Source organism: Ralstonia nicotianae, assembly GCF_018243235.1.
In the GTDB taxonomy this organism is placed as follows: domain Bacteria; phylum Pseudomonadota; class Gammaproteobacteria; order Burkholderiales; family Burkholderiaceae; genus Ralstonia; species Ralstonia nicotianae.
This window is the reverse complement of sequence record NZ_CP046674.1, coordinates 764123-787314: the sequence shown is the minus strand read 5'-3', so window position 1 is coordinate 787314 and position 23192 is coordinate 764123. Positions and strand designations below refer to the sequence as shown.

General features: G+C 67.2%; 26 protein-coding genes and 1 pseudogene. 13 read left to right on the top strand and 14 right to left on the bottom strand.

The window, feature by feature from the left end; translation table 11 throughout:
• The first annotated feature begins 10 nt into the window (after positions 1-10).
• The 9 genes from GO999_RS03655 to GO999_RS03615 all read left to right on the top strand — a co-directional run bounded on the left by GO999_RS03655 (position 11) and on the right by GO999_RS03615 (position 7927).
• On the top strand, positions 11-901 hold the full coding sequence (locus GO999_RS03655) for a LysR substrate-binding domain-containing protein (protein ID WP_011002575.1): 891 nt from the start codon (positions 11-13) through the stop codon (positions 899-901).
• A gap of 170 nt (positions 902-1071) precedes the next feature.
• On the top strand, positions 1072-2565 hold the full coding sequence (locus GO999_RS03650) for an FAD-linked oxidase C-terminal domain-containing protein (protein WP_016725995.1): 1494 nt from the start codon (positions 1072-1074) through the stop codon (positions 2563-2565).
• 10 nt (positions 2566-2575) lie between these two features.
• Positions 2576-3697 carry a glycolate oxidase subunit GlcE gene (glcE, locus tag GO999_RS03645; RefSeq protein WP_111374728.1) on the top strand — a complete coding sequence of 374 codons (1122 nt, stop codon included), beginning with the start codon at positions 2576-2578 and terminating at the stop codon, positions 3695-3697.
• 9 nt (positions 3698-3706) lie between these two features.
• A complete protein-coding gene (gene glcF / locus GO999_RS03640; RefSeq protein ID WP_211906547.1) occupies positions 3707-4954 on the top strand; it encodes a glycolate oxidase subunit GlcF in 1248 nt (415 codons plus the stop codon).
• 51 nt (positions 4955-5005) lie between these two features.
• Positions 5006-5383: a CidA/LrgA family protein gene (locus tag GO999_RS03635; protein ID WP_016725998.1), complete on the top strand. Its 378-nt coding sequence runs from the start codon at positions 5006-5008 to the stop codon at positions 5381-5383.
• Positions 5380-6102 carry an LrgB family protein gene (locus GO999_RS03630; RefSeq protein ID WP_020832616.1) on the top strand — a complete coding sequence of 241 codons (723 nt, stop codon included), beginning with the start codon at positions 5380-5382 and terminating at the stop codon, positions 6100-6102. The genes GO999_RS03635 and GO999_RS03630 overlap by 4 nt, the downstream gene beginning before the upstream one ends.
• 158 nt (positions 6103-6260) lie before the next feature.
• Positions 6261-6656 carry a VOC family protein gene (locus tag GO999_RS03625; protein ID WP_016723678.1) on the top strand — a complete coding sequence of 132 codons (396 nt, stop codon included), beginning with the start codon at positions 6261-6263 and terminating at the stop codon, positions 6654-6656.
• A 50-nt stretch (positions 6657-6706) separates the two neighbouring features.
• Positions 6707-7186: a cupin domain-containing protein gene (locus GO999_RS03620; RefSeq protein WP_211906546.1), complete on the top strand. Its 480-nt coding sequence runs from the start codon at positions 6707-6709 to the stop codon at positions 7184-7186.
• 42 nt (positions 7187-7228) lie between these two features.
• Positions 7229-7927 carry a helix-turn-helix transcriptional regulator gene (locus tag GO999_RS03615; protein ID WP_011002583.1) on the top strand — a complete coding sequence of 233 codons (699 nt, stop codon included), beginning with the start codon at positions 7229-7231 and terminating at the stop codon, positions 7925-7927.
• Between the two features lie 16 nt (positions 7928-7943).
• Here GO999_RS03615 and GO999_RS03610 read toward each other — a convergent pair whose 3' ends face one another.
• The 9 genes from GO999_RS03610 to GO999_RS03570 form a co-directional block, all read right to left on the bottom strand.
• Positions 7944-8441 (bottom strand): glutathione peroxidase, encoded by a 498-nt coding sequence (locus GO999_RS03610; protein ID WP_011002584.1) that lies wholly within the window; start codon positions 8439-8441, stop codon positions 7944-7946.
• A 95-nt stretch (positions 8442-8536) separates the two neighbouring features.
• On the bottom strand, positions 8537-11749 hold the full coding sequence (locus GO999_RS03605) for a pilus assembly protein (RefSeq protein ID WP_011002585.1): 3213 nt from the start codon (positions 11747-11749) through the stop codon (positions 8537-8539).
• 31 nt (positions 11750-11780) lie between these two features.
• The gene (locus GO999_RS03600; protein WP_011002586.1) at positions 11781-12317 is read right to left on the bottom strand and encodes a pilus assembly PilX family protein; all 537 of its coding nucleotides are present in this window, start codon (positions 12315-12317) and stop codon (positions 11781-11783) included.
• 3 nt (positions 12318-12320) lie between these two features.
• Positions 12321-13349 carry a PilW family protein gene (locus GO999_RS03595; protein ID WP_211906545.1) on the bottom strand — a complete coding sequence of 343 codons (1029 nt, stop codon included), beginning with the start codon at positions 13347-13349 and terminating at the stop codon, positions 12321-12323.
• Positions 13346-13936 carry a type IV pilus modification protein PilV gene (gene pilV / locus GO999_RS03590; RefSeq protein WP_165591175.1) on the bottom strand — a complete coding sequence of 197 codons (591 nt, stop codon included), beginning with the start codon at positions 13934-13936 and terminating at the stop codon, positions 13346-13348. Before pilV ends, GO999_RS03595 begins: the two co-directional genes overlap by 4 nt.
• Positions 13933-14421, bottom strand: a complete 489-nt coding sequence (locus GO999_RS03585; RefSeq protein ID WP_016723684.1) for a GspH/FimT family pseudopilin — start codon at positions 14419-14421, stop codon at positions 13933-13935. The genes pilV and GO999_RS03585 overlap by 4 nt, the downstream gene beginning before the upstream one ends.
• Before the next feature lie 3 nt (positions 14422-14424).
• Entirely contained in the window at positions 14425-14865 is a 441-nt protein-coding gene (locus GO999_RS03580; RefSeq protein ID WP_016723685.1) for a type IV pilin protein, read from the bottom strand.
• Positions 14866-15059: 194 nt separating this feature from the next.
• Positions 15060-16199: a PilT/PilU family type 4a pilus ATPase gene (locus GO999_RS03575; RefSeq protein ID WP_011002591.1), complete on the bottom strand. Its 1140-nt coding sequence runs from the start codon at positions 16197-16199 to the stop codon at positions 15060-15062.
• 52 nt (positions 16200-16251) lie between these two features.
• Positions 16252-17295, bottom strand: a complete 1044-nt coding sequence (locus GO999_RS03570) for a type IV pilus twitching motility protein PilT (RefSeq protein WP_011002592.1) — start codon at positions 17293-17295, stop codon at positions 16252-16254.
• A gap of 124 nt (positions 17296-17419) precedes the next feature.
• Here GO999_RS03570 and GO999_RS03565 point away from each other — a divergent pair, with 124 nt between their 5' ends.
• The 3 genes from GO999_RS03565 to GO999_RS03555 are packed head-to-tail and all read left to right on the top strand — an operon-like array spanning position 17420 to position 19301.
• Complete coding sequence (locus tag GO999_RS03565; RefSeq protein WP_021155191.1) at positions 17420-18142, top strand: YggS family pyridoxal phosphate-dependent enzyme; 723 nt, start codon at positions 17420-17422, stop codon at positions 18140-18142.
• 34 nt (positions 18143-18176) lie between these two features.
• Positions 18177-19001, top strand: coding sequence for a pyrroline-5-carboxylate reductase (gene proC, locus GO999_RS03560; RefSeq protein ID WP_211906544.1), 825 nt, complete (start codon positions 18177-18179; stop codon positions 18999-19001).
• Between the two features lie 21 nt (positions 19002-19022).
• Positions 19023-19301 carry a hypothetical protein gene (locus GO999_RS03555; protein WP_211906543.1) on the top strand — a complete coding sequence of 93 codons (279 nt, stop codon included), beginning with the start codon at positions 19023-19025 and terminating at the stop codon, positions 19299-19301.
• Here the strand turns inward: GO999_RS03555 and ubiA are convergent.
• From ubiA to GO999_RS03530, 5 genes are all read right to left on the bottom strand, one after another.
• On the bottom strand, positions 19298-20173 hold the full coding sequence (ubiA, locus tag GO999_RS03550; RefSeq protein ID WP_069079120.1) for a 4-hydroxybenzoate octaprenyltransferase: 876 nt from the start codon (positions 20171-20173) through the stop codon (positions 19298-19300). The genes GO999_RS03555 and ubiA overlap by 4 nt on opposite strands.
• Before the next feature lie 73 nt (positions 20174-20246).
• Entirely contained in the window at positions 20247-20747 is a 501-nt protein-coding gene (locus GO999_RS03545; protein ID WP_003271865.1) for a Dps family protein, read from the bottom strand.
• Between the two features lie 159 nt (positions 20748-20906).
• Complete coding sequence (locus tag GO999_RS03540; RefSeq protein WP_011002597.1) at positions 20907-21149, bottom strand: hypothetical protein; 243 nt, start codon at positions 21147-21149, stop codon at positions 20907-20909.
• A gap of 58 nt (positions 21150-21207) precedes the next feature.
• Complete coding sequence (locus tag GO999_RS03535; RefSeq protein ID WP_019718289.1) at positions 21208-21456, bottom strand: hypothetical protein; 249 nt, start codon at positions 21454-21456, stop codon at positions 21208-21210.
• Between the two features lie 218 nt (positions 21457-21674).
• Positions 21675-22619, bottom strand: a complete 945-nt coding sequence (locus GO999_RS03530) for a hydrogen peroxide-inducible genes activator (RefSeq protein ID WP_016723690.1) — start codon at positions 22617-22619, stop codon at positions 21675-21677.
• A gap of 239 nt (positions 22620-22858) precedes the next feature.
• On the opposite strand from GO999_RS03530, the pseudogene GO999_RS24605 reads away from it, so the two are divergent.
• Positions 22859-23065: pseudogene (locus GO999_RS24605) on the top strand (PHA-granule associated protein 4); the annotation flags it as partial.
• Positions 23066-23192 lie beyond the last annotated feature (127 nt).

The window sequence follows — 23192 nt, the reverse complement described above, 5'->3', positions numbered from 1 at the left end:
GCGCCAGCGCATGGCTTCCGTCTTCAAGCGCGTCCCGCCGCTGCATCTGCTGATCGCCTTCGAAGCGGGCGCGCGCCACGCCAGCTTTGCGCGCGCGGCCGAGGAGCTCTCTGTCACGCCCAGCGCGGTCTCCCACCGCATCAAGAACCTCGAGGCACTGTGGGGCGAAGACCTGTTCGTGCGCACCGGCACCACGCTGCGGCTGACCGCGGCCGGCACGCGCTACCTGCGCAGCGTGCAGGATGCGCTCAAGTCCCTGCACGAGCTGGCGCGGCCGGAGTTCAGCAAGCAGCGCGCGCGGCTGCGCGTGGCGATCCCGCCCACCTTCGGCCGCCAGCACCTGGTGCCGCGCCTGCCGGAGTTCCAGGCGCTGTATCCGCACATCGACCTGGAGCTGCATCTCGCCATCCCCTTCCTCGACGTGAAGGCCGAGGATACCGACGTCGAGATCCGCTACGGCACCGGCCGCTACCCGGACCTGAAGACCACGCTGCTGCTCAACGAGCCGGTCTTCCCCGCCTGCGGGCGCGGCTACTTCGAGCAGATCGGCGGCAACACCATCGCCGAGCCGGCGCAGTTGCTGAACCTGAACCTGCTGCGCAGCCCGCTGGAGCCATGGCGCCCGTGGTTCGAGGCGGCCGGGCTGGACGCGGCGGAACCCTCCACCGGCTCGCTCTTCAACGACATCGGGCTGATGCTGGAAGCAGTCGCCTCCAACCAGGGCGTGGCGCTGGTGCGCCAGCGCATGGCGCGCAACTGGCTGGCCTCGGGGCAGATGGTGCGACTGCTGGACATCGAATCCGCCTCGCCGCATGCTTACTACATCGTCCAGCGCGAGCAGGCGCCGCTCGAGCCGGAAGCGCGGCAATTCGTCGACTGGCTGCTCGGGCTGGATTGGTAGGCCGCGGGGCCCGGCCACCGCGCGATGCATCCCGATGAATCCGATTGGCCGGCATGGCGAGCCGAATTCATCGCGGTAAAAGTCCTTAACACGCCGTGCGGCGCGGCGGCCCGGCTATAGTGCTTCGACACCGGCCACCGCCGCCGGACGACAACGATGAGAGACACCCCATGAACGCGCCGCTGCCCGCCGCCGCCCGCGATCCGTCTGCCGTGCAGGCCGAGCTGATCGCCGCGCTGTCGCCCCTGATGCCCGCCGATGCCCTGCTGTGGGAGCGCGAAGACACCACCCCCTACGAATGCGACGGTCTCGCCGCCTACCGGCAGGTGCCGCTGGCCGTGGCGCTGCCGGACAGCGAAGCGCAGGTCGTGGAGATCCTGCGCGCCTGCCACCGCCTGGGCGTGCCGGTGGTGCCGCGCGGCGCCGGCACCAGCCTGTCGGGCGGCGCGATGCCGACGCCGGGCGGACTGGTGCTGTCGCTGGCCAAGTTCAAGCGCATCCTGAAGCTCGACCCGCACACCCGCACCGCGGCCGTGCAGCCGGGCGTGCGCAACCTGGCCATCTCGGAGGCCGCCGCGCCGCACGGGCTGTACTACGCGCCCGATCCGTCGTCGCAGATCGCCTGCACCATCGGCGGCAACGTCAGCGAGAACTCCGGCGGCGTGCATTGCCTGAAGTACGGCCTGACCGTGCACAACGTGCTGCGCGTGCGCGCCGTGATGATGGACGGCGAGGTGGTCGAGTTCGGCAGCGAGGCGCCCGACGCGCCCGGCCTGGACCTGCTCGCCGCCGTGATCGGCTCCGAAGGCATGCTGGCCGTGGTGACGGAGGTGACCGTGCGGCTGGTGCCCAAGCCGCAGCTGGCGCAGGTCATCATGGCGAGCTTCGATGACGTGGAAGCGGGCGGCAACGCGGTGGCCGAGGTGATCGCCGCCGGCATCATCCCGGCCGGGCTGGAGATGATGGACAAGCCCGCCACCGCCGCCGTCGAGGAATTCGTCCGCGCCGGCTACGACCTGGACGCCGCGGCCATCCTGCTGTGCGAATCCGACGGCACGCCCGAAGAGGTGGCCGAAGAGATCGCACGGATGAGCGAGGTGCTGCGCGCCTCCGGCGCCACCCGCATCCAGGTGTCGCAGAGCGAGGCCGAGCGGCTGAAATTCTGGAGCGGCCGCAAGAATGCCTTCCCGGCCGCCGGGCGCATCTCGCCGGACTACTACTGCATGGACGGCACCATCCCGCGCAAGCACATCGGCACGCTGCTCAAGCGCATCCAGCAGATGGAGCAGAAGTACGCGCTGCGCTGCATCAACGTCTTCCACGCCGGCGACGGCAACATGCACCCGCTGATCCTCTTCAACGGCGAAGACCAGGATGAATGGCACCGCGCCGAGCTGTTCGGCGCGGACATCCTCGAGACCTGCGTGGAGCTGGGCGGCACCGTCACCGGCGAGCATGGCGTGGGGGTCGAGAAGCTCAATTCGATGTGCGTGCAGTTCTCGGCCGAGGAGCGCGATGCCTTCCTGCGCGTCAAGGCCGCCTTCGATCCGGTGCGCCTGCTGAACCCCGACAAGGCCATCCCCACGCTCGCGCGCTGCGCCGAATACGGCAAGCTGCACGTGCGCAACGGCCTGCTGCCGCACCCCGACCTGCCGCGCTTCTGAGGCCGCACGCATGACCGCACTCAACCCCGCGCTCGCGCGCCTGCGCGACGCCATCCTGCAGGCCGCCGCCGACCGCGCGCCGCTCACCCTGCGCGGCGGCGGCACCAAGGATTTCTACGGCCGCAAACCCGCCCCCGGCGCCACCGTGCTCGACACGCGCGAGTGGTCCGGCATCGTCGACTATGACTGCGCGGAACTCGTCGTCACGGCGCGCTGCGGCACGCCGCTGGCCGAGGTGGAAGCCGCGCTGGCCGAGCACCGCCAGATGCTGGCCTTCGAGCCGCCGCATTTCGCCGCCGGCGGCGCGCGGGCGACGGTGGGCGGCGCCTTCGCGTGCGGCCTGTCCGGCCCGCGCCGGCAGTCGGTGGGCGCGCTGCGCGATTTCGTGCTCGGCGCCGTGATCATGGACGGCCGCGGCGACCTGCTCAACTTCGGCGGCCAGGTGATGAAGAACGTGGCCGGCTATGACGTGTCGCGCCTGATGGCCGGCGCGCTGGGCACGCTGGGGCTGGCGGCGCAGGTCTCGCTGAAGGTGCTGCCGATGCCGTTCTGCGATGCCACGCTGCGCCTGGCCATGCCACAGGCCGAGGCCATCGATACGCTCAACCGCTGGGGCGGCCAGCCGCTGCCGATCGCGGCGTCGGCCTGGATCGACGGCACGCTGTGGGTCCGCCTGTGCGGCGCCGATGCCGCCGTGCGCGCAGCCCGCGCCAGGCTCGGCGGCGACCGGGTCGACGAGGCCGAAGCACTGGCGCTGTGGCGTGACCTGCGCGAGCAGTCGCACGTGTTCTTCGCACCCGCCGTGCAGGGCAGCCTGCCGCTATGGCGCATCGCCCTGCCTCCGGCCACGCCGCCGCTGGCATTGGGCCCTGCGGCGGCGGCCGACGACCAGCTCATCGAATGGGGCGGCGGCCAGCGGTGGTGGATCGACACCGGCAACACCCCTGCCGACGCCATCCGCGATGCCGTGCGCCTGGCCGGCGGCCATGCCACGCTGTTCCGCAACGGCGACCGCGACAGTGCCGTCTTCACCCCCGTCGCCGCGCCGCTGATGGCGGTGCACAAGCGCCTGAAGGACAGCTTCGACCCGCACGGCATCTTCAACCCCGGCCGCCTGTACGCCGATTTCTGACCCGCCATCATGCAAATCACGCTCGCGGCGTTCCTGCGGAACACCCCCGACGGCGAAGAGGCCCAGGGCATCGTGCAGAAGTGCGTGCACTGCGGCTTCTGCACGGCCACCTGCCCGACCTACCAGTTGCTCGGCGACGAGCTCGACGGACCGCGCGGCCGCATCTACCTGATGAAGCAGGTGCTGGAAGGCCAGCCGGCCGGCGAGCGCACCCGCCTACACCTGGACCGCTGCCTGACCTGCCGCAACTGCGAACCGACCTGCCCATCGGGCGTGACCTACGGCCGGCTGGTCGAGATCGGCCGCAAGATCGTCGACGACCAGCTCGACGCGCAGGGCGCATCGCGCCCGCTGGGCGAGCGCGCGATGCGCTGGGTGCTGCGCGAGGGGCTGACGCGGCCGCGGCTGTTCGGCCCCGCGCTCAGGCTGGGCCAGGCCGTGCGCCCGCTGCTGCCAAGCGTGCTGCGCAACAAGGTGCCGGCCAGGGCGCCGCAGGCCGGTACGCGGCCCACCGCCACCCATGCGCGCAAGATGCTGCTGCTGGAAGGCTGCGTGCAGCCGGCCATGTCGCCCAACATCAATGCCGCCGCCGCGCGCGTCTTCGACAGGCTGGGCGTGCAGTTGGTCAGCGCGGACCGTGCGGGCTGCTGCGGCGCGATCCGCTATCACATGAACGACCACGCGGGCGGCCTCGGCAACATGCGCGCCAACATCGACGCCTGGTGGCCGCACATCGAGGCCGGCGCCGAGGCCATCGTCATGACGGCATCCGGCTGCGGCGCGATGGTCAAGGAATACGGCCACCTGCTGCGCGACGACCCGGCCTATGCCGAACGGGCGGCGCGCGTGTCGGCCATGACGCGCGATCTGTGCGAGGTGCTGCCCGCCTTCTCCGACCAGTTGCTGCGGCAGGCCAAACCCGAAGCCCACCGCCCGCGCGTGGCCTGGCACGCGCCTTGCACGCTGCAGCACGGCCAGCAGATCCGCGGCGCGGTGGAAGGCCTGCTCGCATTATTGGGCGTGGAGGTGCGGCTCTGCACCGACAGCCACCTGTGCTGCGGATCGGCGGGCACCTATTCGGTGCTGCAGCCCGGACTGGCGTATCGCCTGCGCGACGACAAGCTGCGCCGCTTGCTTGCCACGCAGCCGGAACGTATCGTGTCGGCCAACATCGGCTGCGTGACGCATCTGCAAAGCGGCACCGATACGCCGGTCGAGCATTGGATCGAACTGGTGGACCGCATGCTGGCCGGATGACCGGACCGTGCATCGCGCGGCCGATCGACGCTTGTCAATTTTGGAGGCCGCGTGCTGCAAACCTTCGCCATCCTGCTGACCTTCCAGTCGGTGGGTGAGCTATTGAGCTATGCCCTGCATCTGCCGGTGCCCGGACCGGTGATCGGCATGATGCTGCTGTTCCTGACCCTGCTGGCCGACCAGGGCCGCATCCTGGAAGTCATGCAGGGCACCGTTGCCGAACTGCTGCGGCACCTGTCGATCCTGTTCGTACCTGCCGGCGTGGGGGTGATGGCACAGATGAACCGCATCAGCCAGGAATGGCTGCCGATCGTGGTGGCGGTCGCGGTCAGCACGTGGCTGGCCATCGGCGTGTGCGCGCTGGTCACGCGGGCGCTGATGCGCCGCATGGGCGATCGCGGCGAAACGCACGAAGAGGTGGCGCCATGACGCCCGACCTGCACAAGCTCTGGGTCTACCTGGCCGCCACGCCGCTGCTGGGGCTGACCGCCACGCTGGTGGCCTATGTCTTCGCCTACGGGATCTACCAGCGGCTGCGCTTCAATCCGCTCGCCAATCCGGTGCTGATCGCGGTAGCCATCCTGGTCCCGCTGCTGACCGTGACGGGCACGCCGTACAAGACCTACTTCGACGGCGCACAGTTCGTGCACTTCCTGCTGGGCCCGGCCACGGTGGCGCTGGCAGTGCCGCTGTACCACCAGTGGCCCAAACTGCGGCGCCACGCCATCCCGCTGCTGAGCGGGCTGCTCGCAGGCTCCCTGGTCGCCACCCTGTCCGCCGTCGGCGTGGCGTGGCTGCTCGACGCGTCGCCCGAGACGCTGCGCTCGCTGGCCTCCAAGTCGGTGACCATCCCGATCGCCATGGGGGTGTCCGAGAAGATCGGCGGATCGCCGTCGCTCACGGCAGTGATGGTGATGATGGCCGGCCTGCTGGGGGCGAGCACCACCACGCGGCTGCTGAACCTGCTGGGCATCCGCGAATACAGCGTGCGCGGCTTCGCCACCGGCATCGCGGCGCACGGCATCGGCACGGCGCGCGCGTTCCAGGTAAGCCCGGAGGCCGGCGCGTTCGCAGCGCTGGGCATGGGGCTGAACGGCATCCTGACAGCGGTGATGGTGCCGCTGCTCGCCGCCTGGATTCCGCACTAGGCCGGCATCCAGCTTCCGCCCCGGATCTCACTGCCCGGGCAGCGTCGCCACCCTCCTGCAGGCTCCTGACAGAACGCTGTCAGGAGCCCCCCGCCACAATCGCTCCACCTCAACGAGGCAGGTCTCCAGACGGCCTGCCTCCCAATCGGAGCGCCCCCATGGCAAGCGTCATCAACTGGTTTGAAATCCCGACGGCCGACTTCCCGCGCGCGGTGAAGTTCTACGAGCACGTCTTCGACACCCGGCTCAGGCAGGAAGACATGGGCGACATGCGGATGGGCGTGTTCCCGGCCGGCGAGACCACCGTCCACGGCGCGCTGGTCCACGGCCAGGGCTTCGCGCCCTCCGACAAGGGCAGCGTGCTGTACCTGAACGCGCCGGACCTGGACACCGTGCTCGAGCGCGTCAACGGCAACGGCGGCCAGTGCGTGTTCGGCCCGATGACACTGCCCGACCGGATGGGCCGCATCGCCCACATCGTCGATACCGAAGGCAACCGCATCGGCCTGCACGAGCCCGATGCGACGACGCAGGCGTACCTGCTGCAGCAATAGCGCCCCGGCCGGCGCAACCGCCGGCCCCACCCCAGACCGGGAAGCACACCATGCCGAGCCAATCGCCCTATCTGATGCGCGCCGCCGACATCGCCGCGCGCGCGCAGTCGTATTCGCATCCGTGGAACAGCCTGTCCGAAATCCACAGCACCATGATGGGCCGCCTGCTGGGCCTCAAGCGCGCCGGCGTCAACTTCGCGCGCGTGCCGCCGGGCAGGGAGTCCTTCGTCTATCACGCCCATCAGCGGGAAGAGGAGTGGATCTACATCCTGTCGGGCGAAGGCCAGGCCGAGATCGACGACGGCATCTACCGGGTGCGCGCCGGCGACTTCATGGCCTTCCCCAGCGGCGTCGCCCACCACCTGCGCAACTGCGGCAGGGACGACCTCGTCTACCTGTGCGGCGGCGAACACCTGAACATCGAGATCGCCGACTTCCCGCGCCTGGGCAAGCGCATGCTGCGCCGCGGCGAGCAGGTCGACATCGTCGACATCCATCCCGAACGCGAACTGACGCCCTTCGGTGCGTAGGGGCAAACCGCGCGCGTTGCAGGCGGCGACAGGACCACTACAATGCGCCGCATGACCCGCCGCGCCGACCGCCTCTTCCAGATCGCGCAGATCCTGCGCGGCCGCCGCCTGACCACGGCGGCGATGCTGGCCGACCGGCTGGGCGTGTCCGAGCGCACGGTGTATCGCGACATCCGCGACCTGTCGGTCTCGGGCGTGCCGATCGAGGGCGAGGCCGGCATCGGCTACCGCATGCGGGCCGGCTTCGACCTCGCGCCGCTGATGTTCACGACCGATGAAGTGGAGGCGCTGGTCGCCGGGGCACGGATGATCAAGGCGTGGAGCGGCGGCGCGATGGCCAGCTCGGTCGAGGCCGCGCTGGAAAAACTGATGGGCGCCCTGCCCGCCGAGCGCCGTACCGAAGCCGAGACCACGCGCATCTTCGCGCCCAGCTTCGGCATGAACCACGACGTCAGGCACGCGTTTGACGCGCTGCATGCCGCGCTCAGCCGCCACGCGGTGGCGCGGCTTGCCTACCGCGATGCGCAGGGCCAGTTGACCGACCGCTGCATCCAGCCGCTCGGCCTGTTCTTCTGGGGACAGGTCTGGCTGGTCGCCGCATGGTGCGAGCACCGCCAGGACTACCGCACCTTCCGCCTCGACCGCTGTGTCAAGGTCGACATCCTGGCGCGGCATTTCGCCGAATCCGCCGAACGCTCGCTGGCGGACTTCATGCGCAAGGTGAAGGGTTCGACGGACTAGGTCCGGCGCGCGCCGATCAAAGCGGATCCGGCTCCGCCAGCAGCGTCTCGATATCGCCGAGCATCTCCTCGGGCTTGGTCAGCGGCGCGTAGCGCTTGTAGACCGTGCCGTCGCGGCGCAGCAGAAACTTGGTGAAGTTCCACTTGATGGCTTCCGTGCCCAGCACGCCGGGCTTCTCCGAGGTCAGCCACTTGTACAGCGGATGCGCGTTCGACCCGTTCACCTCGATCTTGCCGAACATGGGGAACGATACCCCGTAGTTCTTCTCGCAGAACGCGCCGATCTCCTCCGCCCCGCCCGGCTCCTGCTTGCCGAACTGGTTGCACGGAAAGCCGAGGACCTCCAGCCCCTTTTCGTTCAGCCGCTTGTACACCGCTTCCAGGCCGGCGTATTGCGGCGTGAACCCGCACTGGCTCGCCGTGTTGACGATCAGCAGGACCTTGCCGCGATACTGCGACAGCGGCACGCGCTGGCCTGCCAGTGAATCCGCCTCGAACGCGTAGATGTCGCTCATGGTCATCCTCCGGTATTCGGTGAAAGAAACGAACCGCCCACAAGACCCATTGTAATCGGCCGCCAATGCATGGCGGCCGTCACGTCAGCGCAGTCTCAGTGCTTGTCGCTTTCCGAATACCAGTAGGTGCGCTTGCGCTTGCCTGCCCCCGTAATCACGACCTTGTGCGCCTGCAGCGCGGAGCCGCCGCCGGAGCCCGTCTGATTGCCGCCGCCGAACAGGATCGGCGTCAGGCTGGTCGTGCCGTTGCTGTCGGTCACCGAAACCAGGCCGTACACCGCCGACGGCGGGAAGCCGCCGCCATCGAGCTGCACCGACCGGTTCGCATTCTGCCCGGCCGCCGACAGGAAGCCGACCGAATAATCGCGTGCAACGCCGAGGTTGGGGTAGCACGTGCCGGCCTGCGGCACCGCCGGGGTATTGGTGCCGAAAGTCGTGTAGCCGGCCACCGTGAGCGGCGCATTGACGACCTTTTCGCCCGGATTCGGCAGGGTGATGTAGTAGCCGGAGCCGGTGCCGTCGTACGTCTTCGTGGTCGAGGACAGATCGACCAGGTTGGCCTCGGTGATCGGGGTCCAGCTGGACGGCATGATGCCGGTGTTCGGATCCTTGATCATGTAGAAGCGGTTGACCACGTTGTAGGCGGTGCCCGGCGTGGTGGACGCCGAGTACAGCGGGTGCTCGCGGTCGCCGGTACCGGCCATGATGGCGTTGTAGCCGGACGTGGGCACGATGTCGGGCGCATAGAAGAACTTGCGCGCATTGTTGGTGGTGGCCGAGCCGCCCAGGGTGGCCAGCTGGGTCATGGTCCAGTTGGCCGGGGTATTGCCCGCGCTGCCCTGGAAATCGACCCGCCACAGGTTGCCGCCCACGTCGCCCACATAGGCCGCCTGGATGTAGCCGGTGCCGGTGCGGTCCAGCAAGGCCACGTCCGAGGCAATCGAGCGCGTCAGGCCCGTCACCTTCACGCACACGCCGGCCACACCGGTGCAGTTGGCCAGTCCGCTCCACACGGGCACGCCGGTATAGGCATCGAGCACGATCACGCCACGGCCGACCGTATCGACGCCGGGTGACGGATCACTGTCTTCGGCGGTGTCGTAGCCGGCGCCCATGATCAGGACCGGACTGCTGTAGCCCTGCACGCTCATCACGCGCGGCTTGGACCAGGTCTGGCCCAGCTCCGGAATATCGCTATTGCTGCGCGACCACAGATAGCGCGGATTGAGCGGGTCCGTGACCTCGATGGCATAGATCAGGCTGCCGCCACGGCGGGCCGTCAGGTAGATGATGGTGCGCGGGCTGGACGCATTGCGCTGGTCCTGCATGACGGTGGTGCTGCCGTCGAAGAAGTAGTCGCGCGGCGTCGGCGTCGGCGTGATGCCGCTGGGCGTCGTCGACAGCTTGATTTCGGGCGCATTGGTATACAGCCGGCTCAGCTTGCCGAGGAATTCGGGCGGGATGAAGCCCCACAGTTCGCCGCCCGGGCGCACGCCGCTGATGCCGGCCGTCTGGTTGCCGTTGACGGCATGGAACACGCCGTCGTTGGCGCCATAGAACACCACCACGCCGGTCGTGCCGCCGTAGTTGACCACCACCGGCCGCGAGTGCAGCACGTCGCCGTGCACCGACGGGCGGATCGTCACCGGAGAGCCCGGGCCGGTTTCGGCTTCCTGGCCGGCCACGGTAGAGCCGTCCATCGCATAGACGTCGCGTCCGCGTACCCAGTTGATCAGGTTGGCCTGCTCGCTCGAGCTAATGGTCGCGGCACCGCTGGTACCGGAGTTGATGGCCGTCAGGCCGCTGCTGCCGGCCAGCCAGGTATTGGCGGTGTTGAACAGCGGCATGGCACCGCTGGTCGGACACTTGCCGCTGCCGTTGCAGGTGTACAGCACCCGGCTGCCCTGGTCGGTCAGGTACTGCGCGCGCAGCATCTCGCCCGCACCGCCCTTCTCCACCACTTCACCGTCGGCCGAATCGAGACTCCAGCTGGCGCCGGACGGGCTGTTGATCCAGAAGCCGTTGGCCGGCCAGTTGGAGACCGAGCTGGAGCCATAGCCGCTCGAGCCGTACGACAGCGGCGGCTCCGTCGTCCAGAAGCTCACGGCGCTCGGCGTGATGAAGCCCGTGCCGGCGCTGCTGATCGCGGTCTTGCCGAGCGCATCCTGCATCACGATGGCACCGGTGCTGTCGTAGCCGACCTGGTACTGCTTGAGGTTGCCCATCCAGCGCGGCGCAGCGGTGCGGTCCGGACGGAACATGCCGATATACACCTGGTTCAGGAACTGCCCCTGCGCATTGACCGCCGCCGGCAAACTGACCGACGCAAACACGCTGTTGACCGCCTGGACTTCGTTGAAGATCTCGAGCAGCGCGTTCTTCAGTCCGTCGACGTCGCCGAGCTGCACCACGTAGGTCTTGCCCCCGCCGTTGTTCGCCATGCTGTTATCGAAGGCGACGTAGTCCGGGTTCTTGCCGTCCGTGACGGAAATGGTGTACGTGATGATGTTCTGCGGCTGGCTGTTCGAGCTGTTGCCGCCGGACAGATCCGTCTGATACATGAAGCGCGCCCACTCGTCGCCCCAGTTGGACTGATACTTGCTGTACGTGGGAATGGTGAGCTGCTGCTGCTGCGCGCTGGTCGCACCCGCCGACACCAGCGCATTGAAGGCGTTCTGGCCGGTGTCCTGCGGCTTGCCGTTGTTGACCGCGTTGGCGATGTAGATCACGTAGTTGCGCTGGCACGGATTGCTGATCGGCGACGTGTACGTGGTGCCGGACAACCCCGTCTTGCCCGCGAAGAACGCCCAGGCTTCCTGCATGCCGCCGCCCACCTGCGAGCCGTTGGCCTTGTCGGCCAGCCGGTCGATGGTCTGCACGCCGCTCAGGAAATTGTTGATCCCGTTGGCATCCATCAACTGCAGCCCATAGGGCGCCGCGGACGGAATCTTGAACTGCCCGCCGGCATTGCTGCCGGTGCCGAACATCATGAGGCCCAGATTGAGGTTGCCCAGCAGCGAAGCATTGTTCTTGAACGACGATACCGCGCCGTAGAGCGCGCATTGCTCGGCACCGACGTCCTTGCCGACGTTGTTGGTGCCCACCACGCCGGAAGTGGCGCAGGTGAAGCTGGCGGTGGCATCCCAGGCCGCGGCGTTGTCCATCAGGATCAGGACATTGGGCTTGCCTGTCTGCGGCGTCAGGCCGGTGTACAGATCGATGTCCTCGGCGGCGGCCGGGCTGGCGAGCGCGAGCATGGCCAGGATCGGGGCCATGGCGCCAAGAGCGGTGCGGGCGGATAGACGCATGTAGTTTTTTCCTAGCGTAATGCGGGCAGCTTCACGGACAGACGGTGCCGCTCGGCACCCGAACCGCGACCCCCTGATGCAATGTGGTGCTGACGCTGGTCGCGTTGGTATCGTTGACGGAGGCAGCGACGTCCCATTGGGTCGCATCGCAGTTCGAGTGCCCGCCGCCGGTGCTGGCGCCGATCACGCCCGTATCCTGGTTGCCGTTGCCGGCATAGCAGGACACGTCATCCGCGTTGCTTGCGTTCAGCTCGACGTTGAGGATCGGCTTGGTCGTCTTGCACACCGGCACGGCGACCTGCGCCGTGTAGTCGGTCTTGCCGTCGCCGTTCACATCCACCGGCACGGTGGCCGCGGCCGGGCTGGAGGTGAAATCCACGCTGAGGACCTGCTCGATCCCCTGCTGCGCGGCGCTGCGCGCTTCCATGCCGTATTGCTGGTTGGCTGCGATCTTCGAGTTGACGACACTCGAGTTCGTCATCATCACCACGATGGCCATGAAGATGGCCAGAAAGATCAGGCTGACGATCAGCGTCACCCCGGACTGGCGCGTCGATAAACGCCGCATGGCTTACTCCCTCGGGCCGGCCACATTGGCCAGCCGCGCGACTTCTGCATAGACGTGCCGCTTATAGCCGTCATTGAACGGACCGGACACCGTGCCGCGGCCCAGGTCATAGGTCCGGGCGTCCGACCAGCCCGGCGCGATATTCAGCGTGCGGGCCAGCACGTTGACGCGGACCGCCGTGACATTGCCCCAGTTGGTCAGCGATGTCGCCCAGCTGTAGCCCGATACGGCCGTGCAGGCGGCGCTGTTGTCCGCACCGGGGTCGCTCACGTAACAGTCGGCGGATCCGTTGTTGTCCATGTCGACGCCGTAGGCGAAATGAATGTCCTGGACGCCCTGTGCGATCGGCTTGAACAGGTATTGGCCGCCCGAGAGCTCCGCCATCATCAGCGTGGGAATGCCGTCGCCGCCGTTGCTGCAGCGGTCGCACGTGGCGATATAGAACACGCGCACGCTGGCCTGCCGCAGCTCGGCCGGTACCGTGCTGCTGCACGCCTTGGTACGCATCGTGAAATCGGTCGCGGTGGAGCTGAAGACGAACGGCACGGTATCGCTGGTGCAGAACGACGCCTGCATGTAGGCCTCGCCCGCGGTGGCCGTCGTGACGGCCGTGGTCGAGACGCGCCGCACCACCAGGATCTCCGAGCTGGCCGACAGGTTGGGCAGGCAGGGCGCATTCGCTCCGGCCGCATAGCCGTATACCGCCACCGGCACGGTCGCGGGGCTGCTCGAGAAACCGAGGGCGTTGGTGGCGACCGTGCACACGTCGGGCGCCGACAGCGCTGCGGTGCTGCGCACGCTCGACGCCCCCATGAAACCGGCCAGGCCGAGCTCCTGACTGATCAGGTCCAGCACGTAGCGGCCGTTCTCGATCTGGCTTGCGCTGTTGGCCAGCTGCGCACGCGACTGGGTGGTCGAAAAATACAGGCTGCCCAGCGCCGTCAGCAGCAGCAGGCCGAGCGCCATCCCGATCATCAGCTCGACCAGCGACATGCCGCGCTGCCGGCGCAACATCTTGCGTTCCCGCCTCATGACAGGACTCCAATGCGCACCTGGACACTGACGGCGCGTCGATACGTGTCGTCGGTAAAGCTGCCGCTGCCGCAAGGCAACGACGACGACACCGTCTTGGCCAGCCCCTGCCACGCAACGGTCACGCGGTAGATCTGGTTGGTGGTATCGATGGCCTCGATGCAGCCGCGCGCGCCGATCATGGCGCCGACCGCGTTGCCGCTGCTGCTTTCCGCGCTCCCCATCAGCTCGGTGCTCCAGGCGGTCAGGTCCGTCTGGGCCAGGGTCTGCTGGGCTGCGGTGCCGGTCGTGCAGCTGGGCACCGAAGTGCCGCCGTTGCCGGCGATCGTGATCGTGCCCGCGACGGCGTAGCAGGCCGCGGCCTGCCGGTTGGCGTTGAGCCGGGTCACCATGTCCTGCAGCAGCGTCAGTGCCTGGACCCGCTGATACGACTCCATTTCGGACTGGTTGGACCGTGCGATCAGCCCGGCTGCACCCAGCAGGGCCGCCAGCAGGATCACCACCGAGATCAGCACCTCGATCAGGGTCAGCCCGCGCTGGCCTGCCTTGCGCTGCCGCGGGCTCCGTCGACGCATGCGTGCGCTCATGAGCAACCTCCCGTTACCAGGGCGACCCGACCGGTGCCGCCCACCTGGACGCAGATCGTCGAAGACGTCTGTGCCGACGTCGTCGGCGTGACAAGAAACGTGACGGCGCCCGCCGTCGGCCGGCCATCATTGCCGATCGACAAGGTATTGCCGTTGCTGGGCGCAATCGTGACGCCGGTGTAGGGACCAAAGGTGCGGATGACGGTGGAGTTCACCGCCAGCGCCCAGCCGGTCGCCCAATTGCCGGTCGAGGAGACCGTGGCCGTGGTGTTCTGCTTGACGGCCTCGCTGCGCGCCAGCGTGATCGCGGCGGACAGGTCGAGCGAAGCATTGCGTGCGCGCTGCGTGGCGATCAGGCCGGAGAACGACGGGACGGCGATGACGATGAGAATCGACAGCACGGCAAGCCCGACCAGCAGTTCCGGCAGCGTGACACCCCGGCAGGACGGCTTTCCCGAACGCGGTGGCATGAATGTCCTGTGCATGGGCTATTTCCAGCAGTTGGAGGCACCGCCGGAGGCCGTCTTGCTGCCGGTGTTCGACAGGCCGAGCGTGCCGCACGCGGCGTCGCTGGAGGCCTGGCTGCCCGTCGGCGTTGCATTCAGCGTATACGCCGGCGGAGCCGTCGTGACGGCAGTGAAGCTGAACTGGTATTTGGAAGCGACGCTGGCCGGAACACTGCTGGCATATTGCAGCGTCGTGAGATCCGGAGCATAGGCCCGGTTATCGAGCAGGAAGCGCTCTTGGGCCGCAGCCACTTCCTGCATGAACGATTCCGCCGCCGCCCGGTTGGAGCGGACGACGTACTGAACGTAAGAGGGATACGCCAGAACCGCGAGAATGGCGACAATCGCCGCCACGATCATGAGTTCGATCAGCGTGAAGCCCCGCGCTGACCGCGCGCGCTGGCATGCAAGCTTGCTTGCCACAGTACACCCACCCGAAATTTGAGAACTTATTGTTTTGTATAGAGCACGGGCCGAGATCCTTCAGCCCGCGTCCGCCTTTATACGGCAATTCTCAACAAATATTAAGGGATTGGCAGTGAAACTCGGGTGACTGTGTCGGGACGCAAACGTTATGCGCCCCAAATTACTTCAAATTGGGTAGTTGCGCGGATACGTCACATCACGTTGAGATGCTCAGTGCCGGCCGTCAGATCCACCGGCCCGCCGCGCTTGCTATGCAGCTTGATCTGCAGACGCAGGTCGTTCAGCGAATCCGCGTTGCGCAGCGCATCCTCATAGGTGATCTTGTCCGCCTCGTAGAGCTCGAACAGCGCCTGGTCGAAACAGACCATGCCCTGCTCGCGCGACTTCTTCATGACCTCCTTGAGCTCATGCACCTCGCCCTTGAAGATCAGGTCGGACACCAGCGGCGTGCCCAGCAGGATTTCGATCGCCGGCGCGCGGCCCTTCTTGCCTTTGCGCGGCAGCAGGCGCTGCGCGATCATGGCGCGCAGGTTCAGGGACAGATCGATCAGCAACTGCTGACGCCGCTCTTCCGGGAAGAAGTTGATGATCCGGTCGATCGCCTGGTTCGAGCTGTTGGCGTGCAGCGTGGCCAGGCACAAGTGGCCGGTTTCGGCGTACTGGATGGCGTACTCCATCGTGTCGCGATCGCGGATTTCGCCGATCAGGATCACGTCCGGCGCCTGCCGCAGCGTGTTCTTCAGCGCCACGTGCCAGGATTCCGTGTCCACGCCCACCTCGCGCTGCGTCACGACGCAGTTGTGGTGTGCGTGCACATATTCCACCGGGTCTTCGATGGTGATGATGTGGCCGTACGAATGCGCGTTGCGGTAGCCGACCATCGCCGCCAGCGTGGTCGACTTGCCGGAGCCCGTCGCCCCCACCACCACCACGAGCCCGCGCTTGCTCATCGCGACTTCGTTGAGGATGGGCGGCAAATCCAGTTCGGCGAGCGTCGGGATCTTGGTGGTGATGGTCCGCAGCACCATGCCGGCGCGGCCCTGCTGCATGAACGCCGACACGCGGAAGCGGCCGGCGGTGGGCGCGGTGATGGCGAAGTTGCACTCGAACGACTCTTCGAACTCGCGCAGCTGCTTCTCGCTCATGATCGCCTTGACCAGGCCCATGGCCTGGACGGTGGTCAGCGGCTGCTGCGAGATCGGCGTGACTTTGCCGTCCACCTTGATGGCGGGCGGGAATTCCGCGGTGATGAACAAGTCCGAGCCACGGCTGTTCACCATGAGCTGCAAGAGTTCGTGGATATATCTGGTGGCGGCGTCGCGGTCCAGCATGGCGTGCCCCTCCTGCTAGGAATGACGATGAGGAAAAACGTGGGCGAAGCGGTCAGTTCGCGAACGCGTCCGGGTTCTTGGCGATGGCGCGCGCGTCGGCGTAATTGATCGCCGAGCGCTTGATGAGCTCCGCCAGGCACTGGTCCAGCGTCTGCATGCCCAGCCCGCTGCTGGTCTGCATCATCGAGTACATCTGCGAGATCTTGTTCTCGCGGATCAGGTGTCGGATGGCCGGCGTGCAGATCATGATCTCGTGCGCCGCGACCCGGCCGGAGCCGTCGCGCGTCTTGAGCAGCGTCTGCGAGATCACCGCTTCCAGCGATTCGGACAACATGGTGCGGACCATGTCCTTCTCATCCGAGGGGAACACGTCGACCACCCGGTCGATGGTCTTGGCCGCGGAACTCGTGTGCAGCGTGCCAAACACCAAGTGGCCGGTTTCGGCCGCGGTCAGCGCCAGGCGGATGGTTTCCAGGTCACGCAATTCGCCGACCAGGACCACGTCCGGGTCTTCCCGCAGCGCCGATTTCAGCGCGTTGGCAAACGAATGGGTATGCGGCCCCAGTTCGCGCTGGTTGATCAGGCTCTTCTTGGATTCGTGCACGAATTCGATCGGGTCCTCCACCGTGAGGATGTGGCCCAGGTCGCTTTCATTGCGGTGATTGACCATCGCCGCCAGCGTGGTCGACTTGCCCGAGCCGGTCGGCCCCGTCACCAGCACCAGGCCGCGCGGCTTCATGGCGAGGTCGGCGAAGACGGCCGGCGCCTTCAGGTCTTCCAGCGTCAGGACCTTGGACGGAATCGTCCGGAACACGGCGGCGGCACCGCGGTTCTGGTTGAAGGCGTTGACCCGGAAACGCGACAGCCCGGGAATCTCGAACGAGAAGTCGGCTTCCAGGTTTTCTTCGTAATGCTTGCGCTGCACGTCGCTCATGATGTCGTACACCATGGCGTGGACATCCTGGTGCGTGAGCGGCGGCACGTTGATACGGCGCATGTCGCCATGGATCCGGATCATCGGAGGCAAGCCCGCCGACAAGTGCAGATCAGACGCTTTGTTCTTGGCAGCGAAGGCCAGAAGCTGCGCGATGTCCATCTATAATAACCCCCGACTTTCTTATGTCGCCCGCACTGCGCAAAAGCGCCGCCGGGCATGCTCCGGACTGCCACGATGGCAGGGTTGTTGGAGCCTTGTTTTTTTGTAACAAACTCGCCGGATTATGTCTGTAATCGCCGCCAACTTGCAAGCCGTGCGTCAGCGGATCACAACGGCCTGCACATTGGCTTCGCGCGATCCGGCCAGTGTCACGCTACTGGCCGTTTCCAAGACCTTCGACGCCGACGCCGTACGCGCCGCCCATGCCGCCGGGCAACGCCTGTTCGGCGAGAACTACGTACAGGAAGGCACCGCCAAGACCAGCGCCCTGACCGACCTGCGCAACGGCCCCGAGGCGATCGCCTGGCACTTCATCGGGCCCCTGCAGAGCAACAAGACGCGCGCGGTGGCCGAGCAGTTCGACTGGGTGCACAGCATCGACCGGCTGAAGATCGCCGAGCGGCTGTCCGCCCAGCGCCCCGCCACCCTGCCGCCGTTGCAGGTCTGCCTGGAAATCAACATCAGCCGGCAGGCCAGCAAGCACGGCGTGCCGCCCGACCTGGACGAGGTGCTGCCCCTGGCGCGCGCTGTCGCCGCCCTGCCCCGGCTGCGGCTGCGCGGGCTGATGGCCGTGCCTGAGCCGGCCGACGACCCGGCGGCCCGGCGCGCGCCCTTCGCTGCGCTGCGCGACCTGGCCGACCGGCTGTGCGCGGCGGGCCTGCCCGTCGACACGCTGTCGATGGGCATGTCCGCCGACCTGGAAGACGCGATCGCGGAGGGCGCCACCATCGTGCGCGTCGGCAGCGCCATCTTCGGCGCGCGGCAGTATGCGCATGCGCCCGCCTGATTCCCGCTTGACCCTTTCTCTATCGACCCTTCCCATGCTCGACACTCTGAAATTCGGCTTCATCGGCGGCGGCAACATGGCTTCGGCGCTGATCGGCGGCCTGGTCTCCCGCGGCGCCCCGGGCGCCAACATCGTGGTGGTGGACCCGACCGAGCCGGCCCGCGCGCACGCCGCGCAGACCTGGGGCGCAACCACCATCGCCGCCCCCGGCGCCGAGCTGGCCGACCGCGACGTGATCGTGCTGGCCGTCAAGCCGCAGCAAATGCGAGAAGTCTGCGCGCAACTGGCCCCGCACCTGCGTGACAGCCTGGTGCTGTCGGTGGCGGCCGGCATCCGTATCCAGGACCTGTCGCGCTGGCTCGGCGACCATGCCCGCGTCGTGCGTGCCATGCCGAACACGCCGGCGCTGTCGGGCATGGGCATGACAGGCTTGGCTGCCAGCGCCGGCCTGGGCGGAACCGATCGCGACATCGCCAGCGCCATCGCCAACGCCGTCGGCAAGAGCGTGTGGGTGCCCGACGAAGCGCAGATCGACGCCGTCACCGCCATTTCCGGCAGCGGTCCGGCCTACGTGTTCTATTTCATCGAAGCGATGCAGCAGGTTGCACTGGAACTGGGCCTGTCGCCCGAGGCAGGCCGCCTGCTGGCGGCGGAAACCTTCATCGGCGCGGCCACGCTGGCGGAGCAGTCGAGCGAGCCGGTCGAGGTGCTGCGCGAGCGCGTGACCTCCAAGGGCGGCACGACCTACGCCGCGCTCACCGCCATGGATGCGGCCGGCATCAAGCCCGCCTTCGTGCGCGCCATGCACGCGGCGGCCGCGCGCGGCAAGGCGATGGGTGAGGAATTCGGCCGCGACTGACCCGGCCCGCGCGTTCGCCCCATGGATTTCGCCGCCCTCTTCGCGATCGAGCGGCCGGGGCTGTTCAAGGCCGCGCTCGTGCTGGCGCTGCCGCTGGATAGCTGGCTGTGGCTCCAGTTCTTCGGCGACCGGCACGGTTTTCTGCGCAGCCTGCGCCTGGCCCTGCAGCCGGACATCGTCTCGGCGCTGCGCGGCGAATATGACGAAGCCATCTGGGAGTCGCTGCACATGCTCGCCTTCGCGGCGGGCTGCGCGGCCGGCACCGCGCTGGTCTACAAGGCGCTGAAGCTGCTGATCTAGCGCAGCGCGTAGGCAAGCGCCGCGCCCACGAACACGCAGGCGCCGAACCAGTTGTTGTGGCGGAACACGAAGAAGCACTGCATGCGGTCACGCGTGTGCAGCAGCGTGTAGTAGTAGCCCGCCAGCGCCGCCGCCGCGGCCAGTCCGATCCAATACGCCGCGCCGAGCGCCAGCGCATGGCCGACCCAGGCCATGATGCCGAAAAAGCCCGCATAGCACAGCATGATCGCCGCCACATCGAAGCGGCCGAAGGTGATGGCCGAGGTCTGGATGCCGATCAGCAGGTCGTCATCGCGGTCGACCATCGCATAGGCCGTGTCGTAAGCAATGGCCCACAGCACGTTGGCGGCCAGCATCAGCCACGCCGGCGCCGGCACCTGGTCCTGCACCGCGGCATACGCCATCGGAATGCCGAAGCCGAACGCAATGCCCAGGTAGGCCTGCGGAATCGCAAAGAAGCGCTTGAAGAACGGATACGTGCCGGCAATCAGCACCGCCGCCACCGACAGCCACTTGGTCAGCGCGTTGAGCGGCAGGATCAGCGTGAAGGCGACGAGCGCCAGCACGGCGGCCACGGCCAGCGCCTCCCAGGGCGCAATCAGGCCGGCGGTCAGCGGCCGTTCCCTGGTGCGCTTGACGTGCTTGTCGAAGTCGCGGTCGGCCCAGTCGTTGATCGCGCAGCCGGCCGAGCGCATCAGGACGGTGCCGACCACGAAGATCGCCACCAGCGCCGGCGGCGGGTGCCCATCCGCCGCCATCCACATGGCCCACAGCGTCGGCCACAGCAGCAGCAGCGTGCCGATCGGCTTGTCGATGCGCACCAGACGGGCGTAGAGCGCGAGACGGCTGGGGTGGGCGGTGGAGGACTGCATGATCGGCCTGCACAAAAGAAAAATGGCGCCTGCACGAGGCAAGGCGCCATTCTAGTCCTTCCGGAAAGCCGGATTACGCCAGCAGCGAGCGCAGCATCCACGCGGTCTTTTCGTGGATGTCCATGCGCTGCGTCAGCAGGTCGGCGGTCGGCTCGTCGGCGGCCTTGTCCACATCCGGGAACAGGCTGCGGGCGGTGCGCGTGACGGACTCGTGACCGGCCACCAGCTCACGGATCATGTCTTCGGCCGCCGGCACGCCCTTCGCCTCGGGAATCGACGACAGGCGGGCGAACTCGGAGTACGAGCCCGGCGCCGGATAGCCCAGCGCGCGGATGCGCTCGGCCACCGAATCCACGGCGGTCCACAGTTCGTTGTACTGCGTCTCGAACATCAGATGCAGCGTGTTGAACATCGGGCCGGTCACGTTCCAGTGGAAGTTGTGGGTCTTGAGGTAGAGCGAGTAGGTATCGGCCAGCAGGCGCGACAGGCCCTCGGCGATCTTCTTGCGATCCTTTTCGGCGATACCGATGTTGATCTGGGCTGCGGCAGCGGCGCCGCCATTCTTCTTGGCCATCTGGATTCCCCTGGAAATGGTGTGCAAAAACGCTTGAGCCCGACCATGGTGTGGTCGGGCTGTACGGGTTTCAAGCCTTTCGTTCGGTCGCCTGGGCGGCAACAGCGTTCGATTATGGCATCGGCGCGGCATGAAACCCAAGCCGGACGCCGCGCACAGTCAGGCTGCCAGCTGCACCATGCCATGCAGGAACAGCAGCATCGCGCCGGCCCCGACGACGGCCAGGCCGATCTGCTTGCGCACCCACTTGCGCTGCAGGCGGGCGTGCTGGGCCGCGAGCGTTGCGCGACCGCCGGCCGCGCTGCCGGGCACGCCGGCCAGCGTCGGCACATCGCGGCGCGAGGCCTGTACCGCGTCGGCGAACGCCTGCCATTCCGAAACGAACATCCGCACCATTGCCATGATCTTTCTCCTTCAAGCGGTGCGCGGCATCCATGTTCGCCGCGCGCCTTGTGTTGCTTTACCGCAGTCCCGGCGCCGTCCTGGCGCCTGCACCGTGAGCCGGATCGGCCCCGATGAAGGGGCCGGTCTGCATGCGCCGGATGCCTTCCGGCACGCCTGCCACCGCATCGGCGAGAGCGGCCAACAGCCACCGGCACTGGCCCGCGTCGAGCCGGCGGAACGGCACGCCGGTCCGCCTGCAGGTCGGGATGTCCTTGCCCGTGGGGTCGTCCTCGCGAATCCGGGGCAGGTCAGTGCGATGCGCCATAGGAAGCGAGCCATTCCAGCACTGCCGCGGCAACAGTCGCCTTGGCGGAATCGAGATGCAGGGACATGACAGGCTCCACGGTATGGCGCGATGAGCGGCAGGCTCACCATGGAACGCAGTCTACAAACGACCTATAGAATTCGAAATTTGATTGTTTTTATCTATCGATTAGGCGTGCGCTATGGCCGTCATCCAGGCGACGGCGCCATCCGGTTCCGTCAGTGGACGAGCGGCGTGACAGGCAGCGGCTTGATGCCCGGCAGGCTGCATTGCGCAACCGCCTTGGCCACCGCCTCGATGGCGGCGACGCGGGTGAAGCTCTTGCGCCAGGCCAGCACGACGCGGCGGTCCGGCACGGGCTCCTGGAACGGCACGTAGGCGAGCAGATCGGCGGCCGGCTGCATGTCGGGCACCGAGGTGCGCGGCAGCACGGTGATCCCCACGCCGCTGGCCACCATGTGGCGGATCGTCTCCAGCGACGACCCCTCGAAGGTCTTCTGGATGCCGTCTGCGTTCTGCGAGAAGCGCGAGAGCTCGGGGCAGACATTGAGCACGTGGTCGCGGAAGCAGTGGCCGTTGCCCAGCAGCAGCATGGTCTGCTGCTTGAGCGCTTCCGGATCCACCGCCGACGAACCGGCCAGCGCATGGCCGCGCGGCACCGCCACCACGAAGGGCTCGTCGTACAGCGGCACCGTCATCAGACCGGCTTCCGGGAACGGCTCGGCCATGATGGCGCAGTCGATCTCGCCCTGCTTGAGCAGTTCCACCAGCCGCGCGGTGAAGTTTTCCTGCAGCATCAGCGGCATCTGCGGGACCGTGTCGATCATCTGCTTGACCAGCGCCGGCAGCAGGTACGGCCCGATCGTATAGATCACGCCCAGGCGCAGGGGGCCGGCCAGCGGATCCATGCCCTGCTTGGCGATCTCGCGGATCGCCATGGTCTGCTCCAGCACGTGCTGGGCCTGCGTGACGATCTGTTCGCCCACCGGCGTGACGCTCACCTCGGAGGCACCGCGCTCGAAGATCTGCACGGCAAGCTCATCCTCCAGCTTCTTGATGGCGACCGACAGCGTCGGCTGCGACACAAAGCAGGCTTCGGCGGCACGCCCGAAGTGGCGTTCCCGTGCAACGGCGACGATGTATTTGAGTTCGGTGAGCGTCATGGCAATCAATCGGCCTGAGGGTACCGATAGATTTTAACTTGAGACGAGGGGTTGTGCTCGGGTGGATGAGGCTTGTTTGTCGACATAGCGAAGGAAATTTCAAAATAGCGAAGTAGGCTGCAAACTATCGAAGTTGTCATGCAGCCAAAATTCGCCTAGATCCTCTCCCAAGGCTGATCTTCCCGTGTTTCTTCGGTTAGATCATTTCTGCATCGCACAAACACTAGCCCCCGGCCTGAAGTATCGAAGTCAGATCGCTGGCGGCACTAGTTGCGGGTCTGGCGCAACCGAAGGTCACCTTTCGGCAGCGCAATCTCTACTGTCGATTCGACCTGAGCCAGTTGCGCTCGGATGAGCTGGAGAGGCTCGAAGCGAAAGCCGCAAGCCTCGGCGACTACGTTCTAGGCGGCCACTTGCTGCGACACGCTGATGTGGTTTGGACCGAGTCGCTAGGCATCGCTTGCGCCGTTTCGAAGGGTTCCCCCTTGAGAAGCGGGCCAGCGAGCCGCGTTCCGCCCAGGCTGGCCGGAACGGTACGGTATATTCGATTCAAGCGTGACCAAGCCCCATGCG

What these genes read in the sequence shown, in the direction of transcription:
- GO999_RS03570 (WP_011002592.1), bottom strand. Translation starts at nt 17,295, where the DNA reads ATGGACATCGCGCAGCTTCTGGCCTTCGCTGCCAAGAACAAAGCGTCT.
- pilV (WP_165591175.1), bottom strand. Translation starts at nt 13,936, where the DNA reads ATGAGCGCACGCATGCGTCGACGGAGCCCGCGGCAGCGCAAGGCAGGC.
- GO999_RS03615 (WP_011002583.1), top strand. Translation starts at nt 7,229, where the DNA reads ATGCGCCGCATGACCCGCCGCGCCGACCGCCTCTTCCAGATCGCGCAG.
- proC (WP_211906544.1), top strand. Translation starts at nt 18,177, where the DNA reads ATGCTCGACACTCTGAAATTCGGCTTCATCGGCGGCGGCAACATGGCT.
- GO999_RS03535 (WP_019718289.1), bottom strand. Translation starts at nt 21,456, where the DNA reads ATGGCGCATCGCACTGACCTGCCCCGGATTCGCGAGGACGACCCCACG.
- GO999_RS03540 (WP_011002597.1), bottom strand. Translation starts at nt 21,149, where the DNA reads ATGGCAATGGTGCGGATGTTCGTTTCGGAATGGCAGGCGTTCGCCGAC.
- GO999_RS03655 (WP_011002575.1), top strand. Translation starts at nt 11, where the DNA reads ATGGCTTCCGTCTTCAAGCGCGTCCCGCCGCTGCATCTGCTGATCGCC.
- GO999_RS03565 (WP_021155191.1), top strand. Translation starts at nt 17,420, where the DNA reads ATGTCTGTAATCGCCGCCAACTTGCAAGCCGTGCGTCAGCGGATCACA.
- ubiA (WP_069079120.1), bottom strand. Translation starts at nt 20,173, where the DNA reads ATGCAGTCCTCCACCGCCCACCCCAGCCGTCTCGCGCTCTACGCCCGT.
- glcF (WP_211906547.1), top strand. Translation starts at nt 3,707, where the DNA reads ATGCAAATCACGCTCGCGGCGTTCCTGCGGAACACCCCCGACGGCGAA.
- GO999_RS03575 (WP_011002591.1), bottom strand. Translation starts at nt 16,199, where the DNA reads ATGCTGGACCGCGACGCCGCCACCAGATATATCCACGAACTCTTGCAG.
- GO999_RS03595 (WP_211906545.1), bottom strand. Translation starts at nt 13,349, where the DNA reads ATGAGGCGGGAACGCAAGATGTTGCGCCGGCAGCGCGGCATGTCGCTG.
- GO999_RS03585 (WP_016723684.1), bottom strand. Translation starts at nt 14,421, where the DNA reads ATGCACAGGACATTCATGCCACCGCGTTCGGGAAAGCCGTCCTGCCGG.
- GO999_RS03545 (WP_003271865.1), bottom strand. Translation starts at nt 20,747, where the DNA reads ATGGCCAAGAAGAATGGCGGCGCCGCTGCCGCAGCCCAGATCAACATC.
- GO999_RS03625 (WP_016723678.1), top strand. Translation starts at nt 6,261, where the DNA reads ATGGCAAGCGTCATCAACTGGTTTGAAATCCCGACGGCCGACTTCCCG.
- GO999_RS03605 (WP_011002585.1), bottom strand. Translation starts at nt 11,749, where the DNA reads ATGCGTCTATCCGCCCGCACCGCTCTTGGCGCCATGGCCCCGATCCTG.
- GO999_RS03610 (WP_011002584.1), bottom strand. Translation starts at nt 8,441, where the DNA reads ATGAGCGACATCTACGCGTTCGAGGCGGATTCACTGGCAGGCCAGCGC.
- glcE (WP_111374728.1), top strand. Translation starts at nt 2,576, where the DNA reads ATGACCGCACTCAACCCCGCGCTCGCGCGCCTGCGCGACGCCATCCTG.
- GO999_RS03555 (WP_211906543.1), top strand. Translation starts at nt 19,023, where the DNA reads ATGGATTTCGCCGCCCTCTTCGCGATCGAGCGGCCGGGGCTGTTCAAG.
- GO999_RS03620 (WP_211906546.1), top strand. Translation starts at nt 6,707, where the DNA reads ATGCCGAGCCAATCGCCCTATCTGATGCGCGCCGCCGACATCGCCGCG.
- GO999_RS03530 (WP_016723690.1), bottom strand. Translation starts at nt 22,619, where the DNA reads ATGACGCTCACCGAACTCAAATACATCGTCGCCGTTGCACGGGAACGC.
- GO999_RS03630 (WP_020832616.1), top strand. Translation starts at nt 5,380, where the DNA reads ATGACGCCCGACCTGCACAAGCTCTGGGTCTACCTGGCCGCCACGCCG.
- GO999_RS03650 (WP_016725995.1), top strand. Translation starts at nt 1,072, where the DNA reads ATGAACGCGCCGCTGCCCGCCGCCGCCCGCGATCCGTCTGCCGTGCAG.
- GO999_RS03600 (WP_011002586.1), bottom strand. Translation starts at nt 12,317, where the DNA reads ATGCGGCGTTTATCGACGCGCCAGTCCGGGGTGACGCTGATCGTCAGC.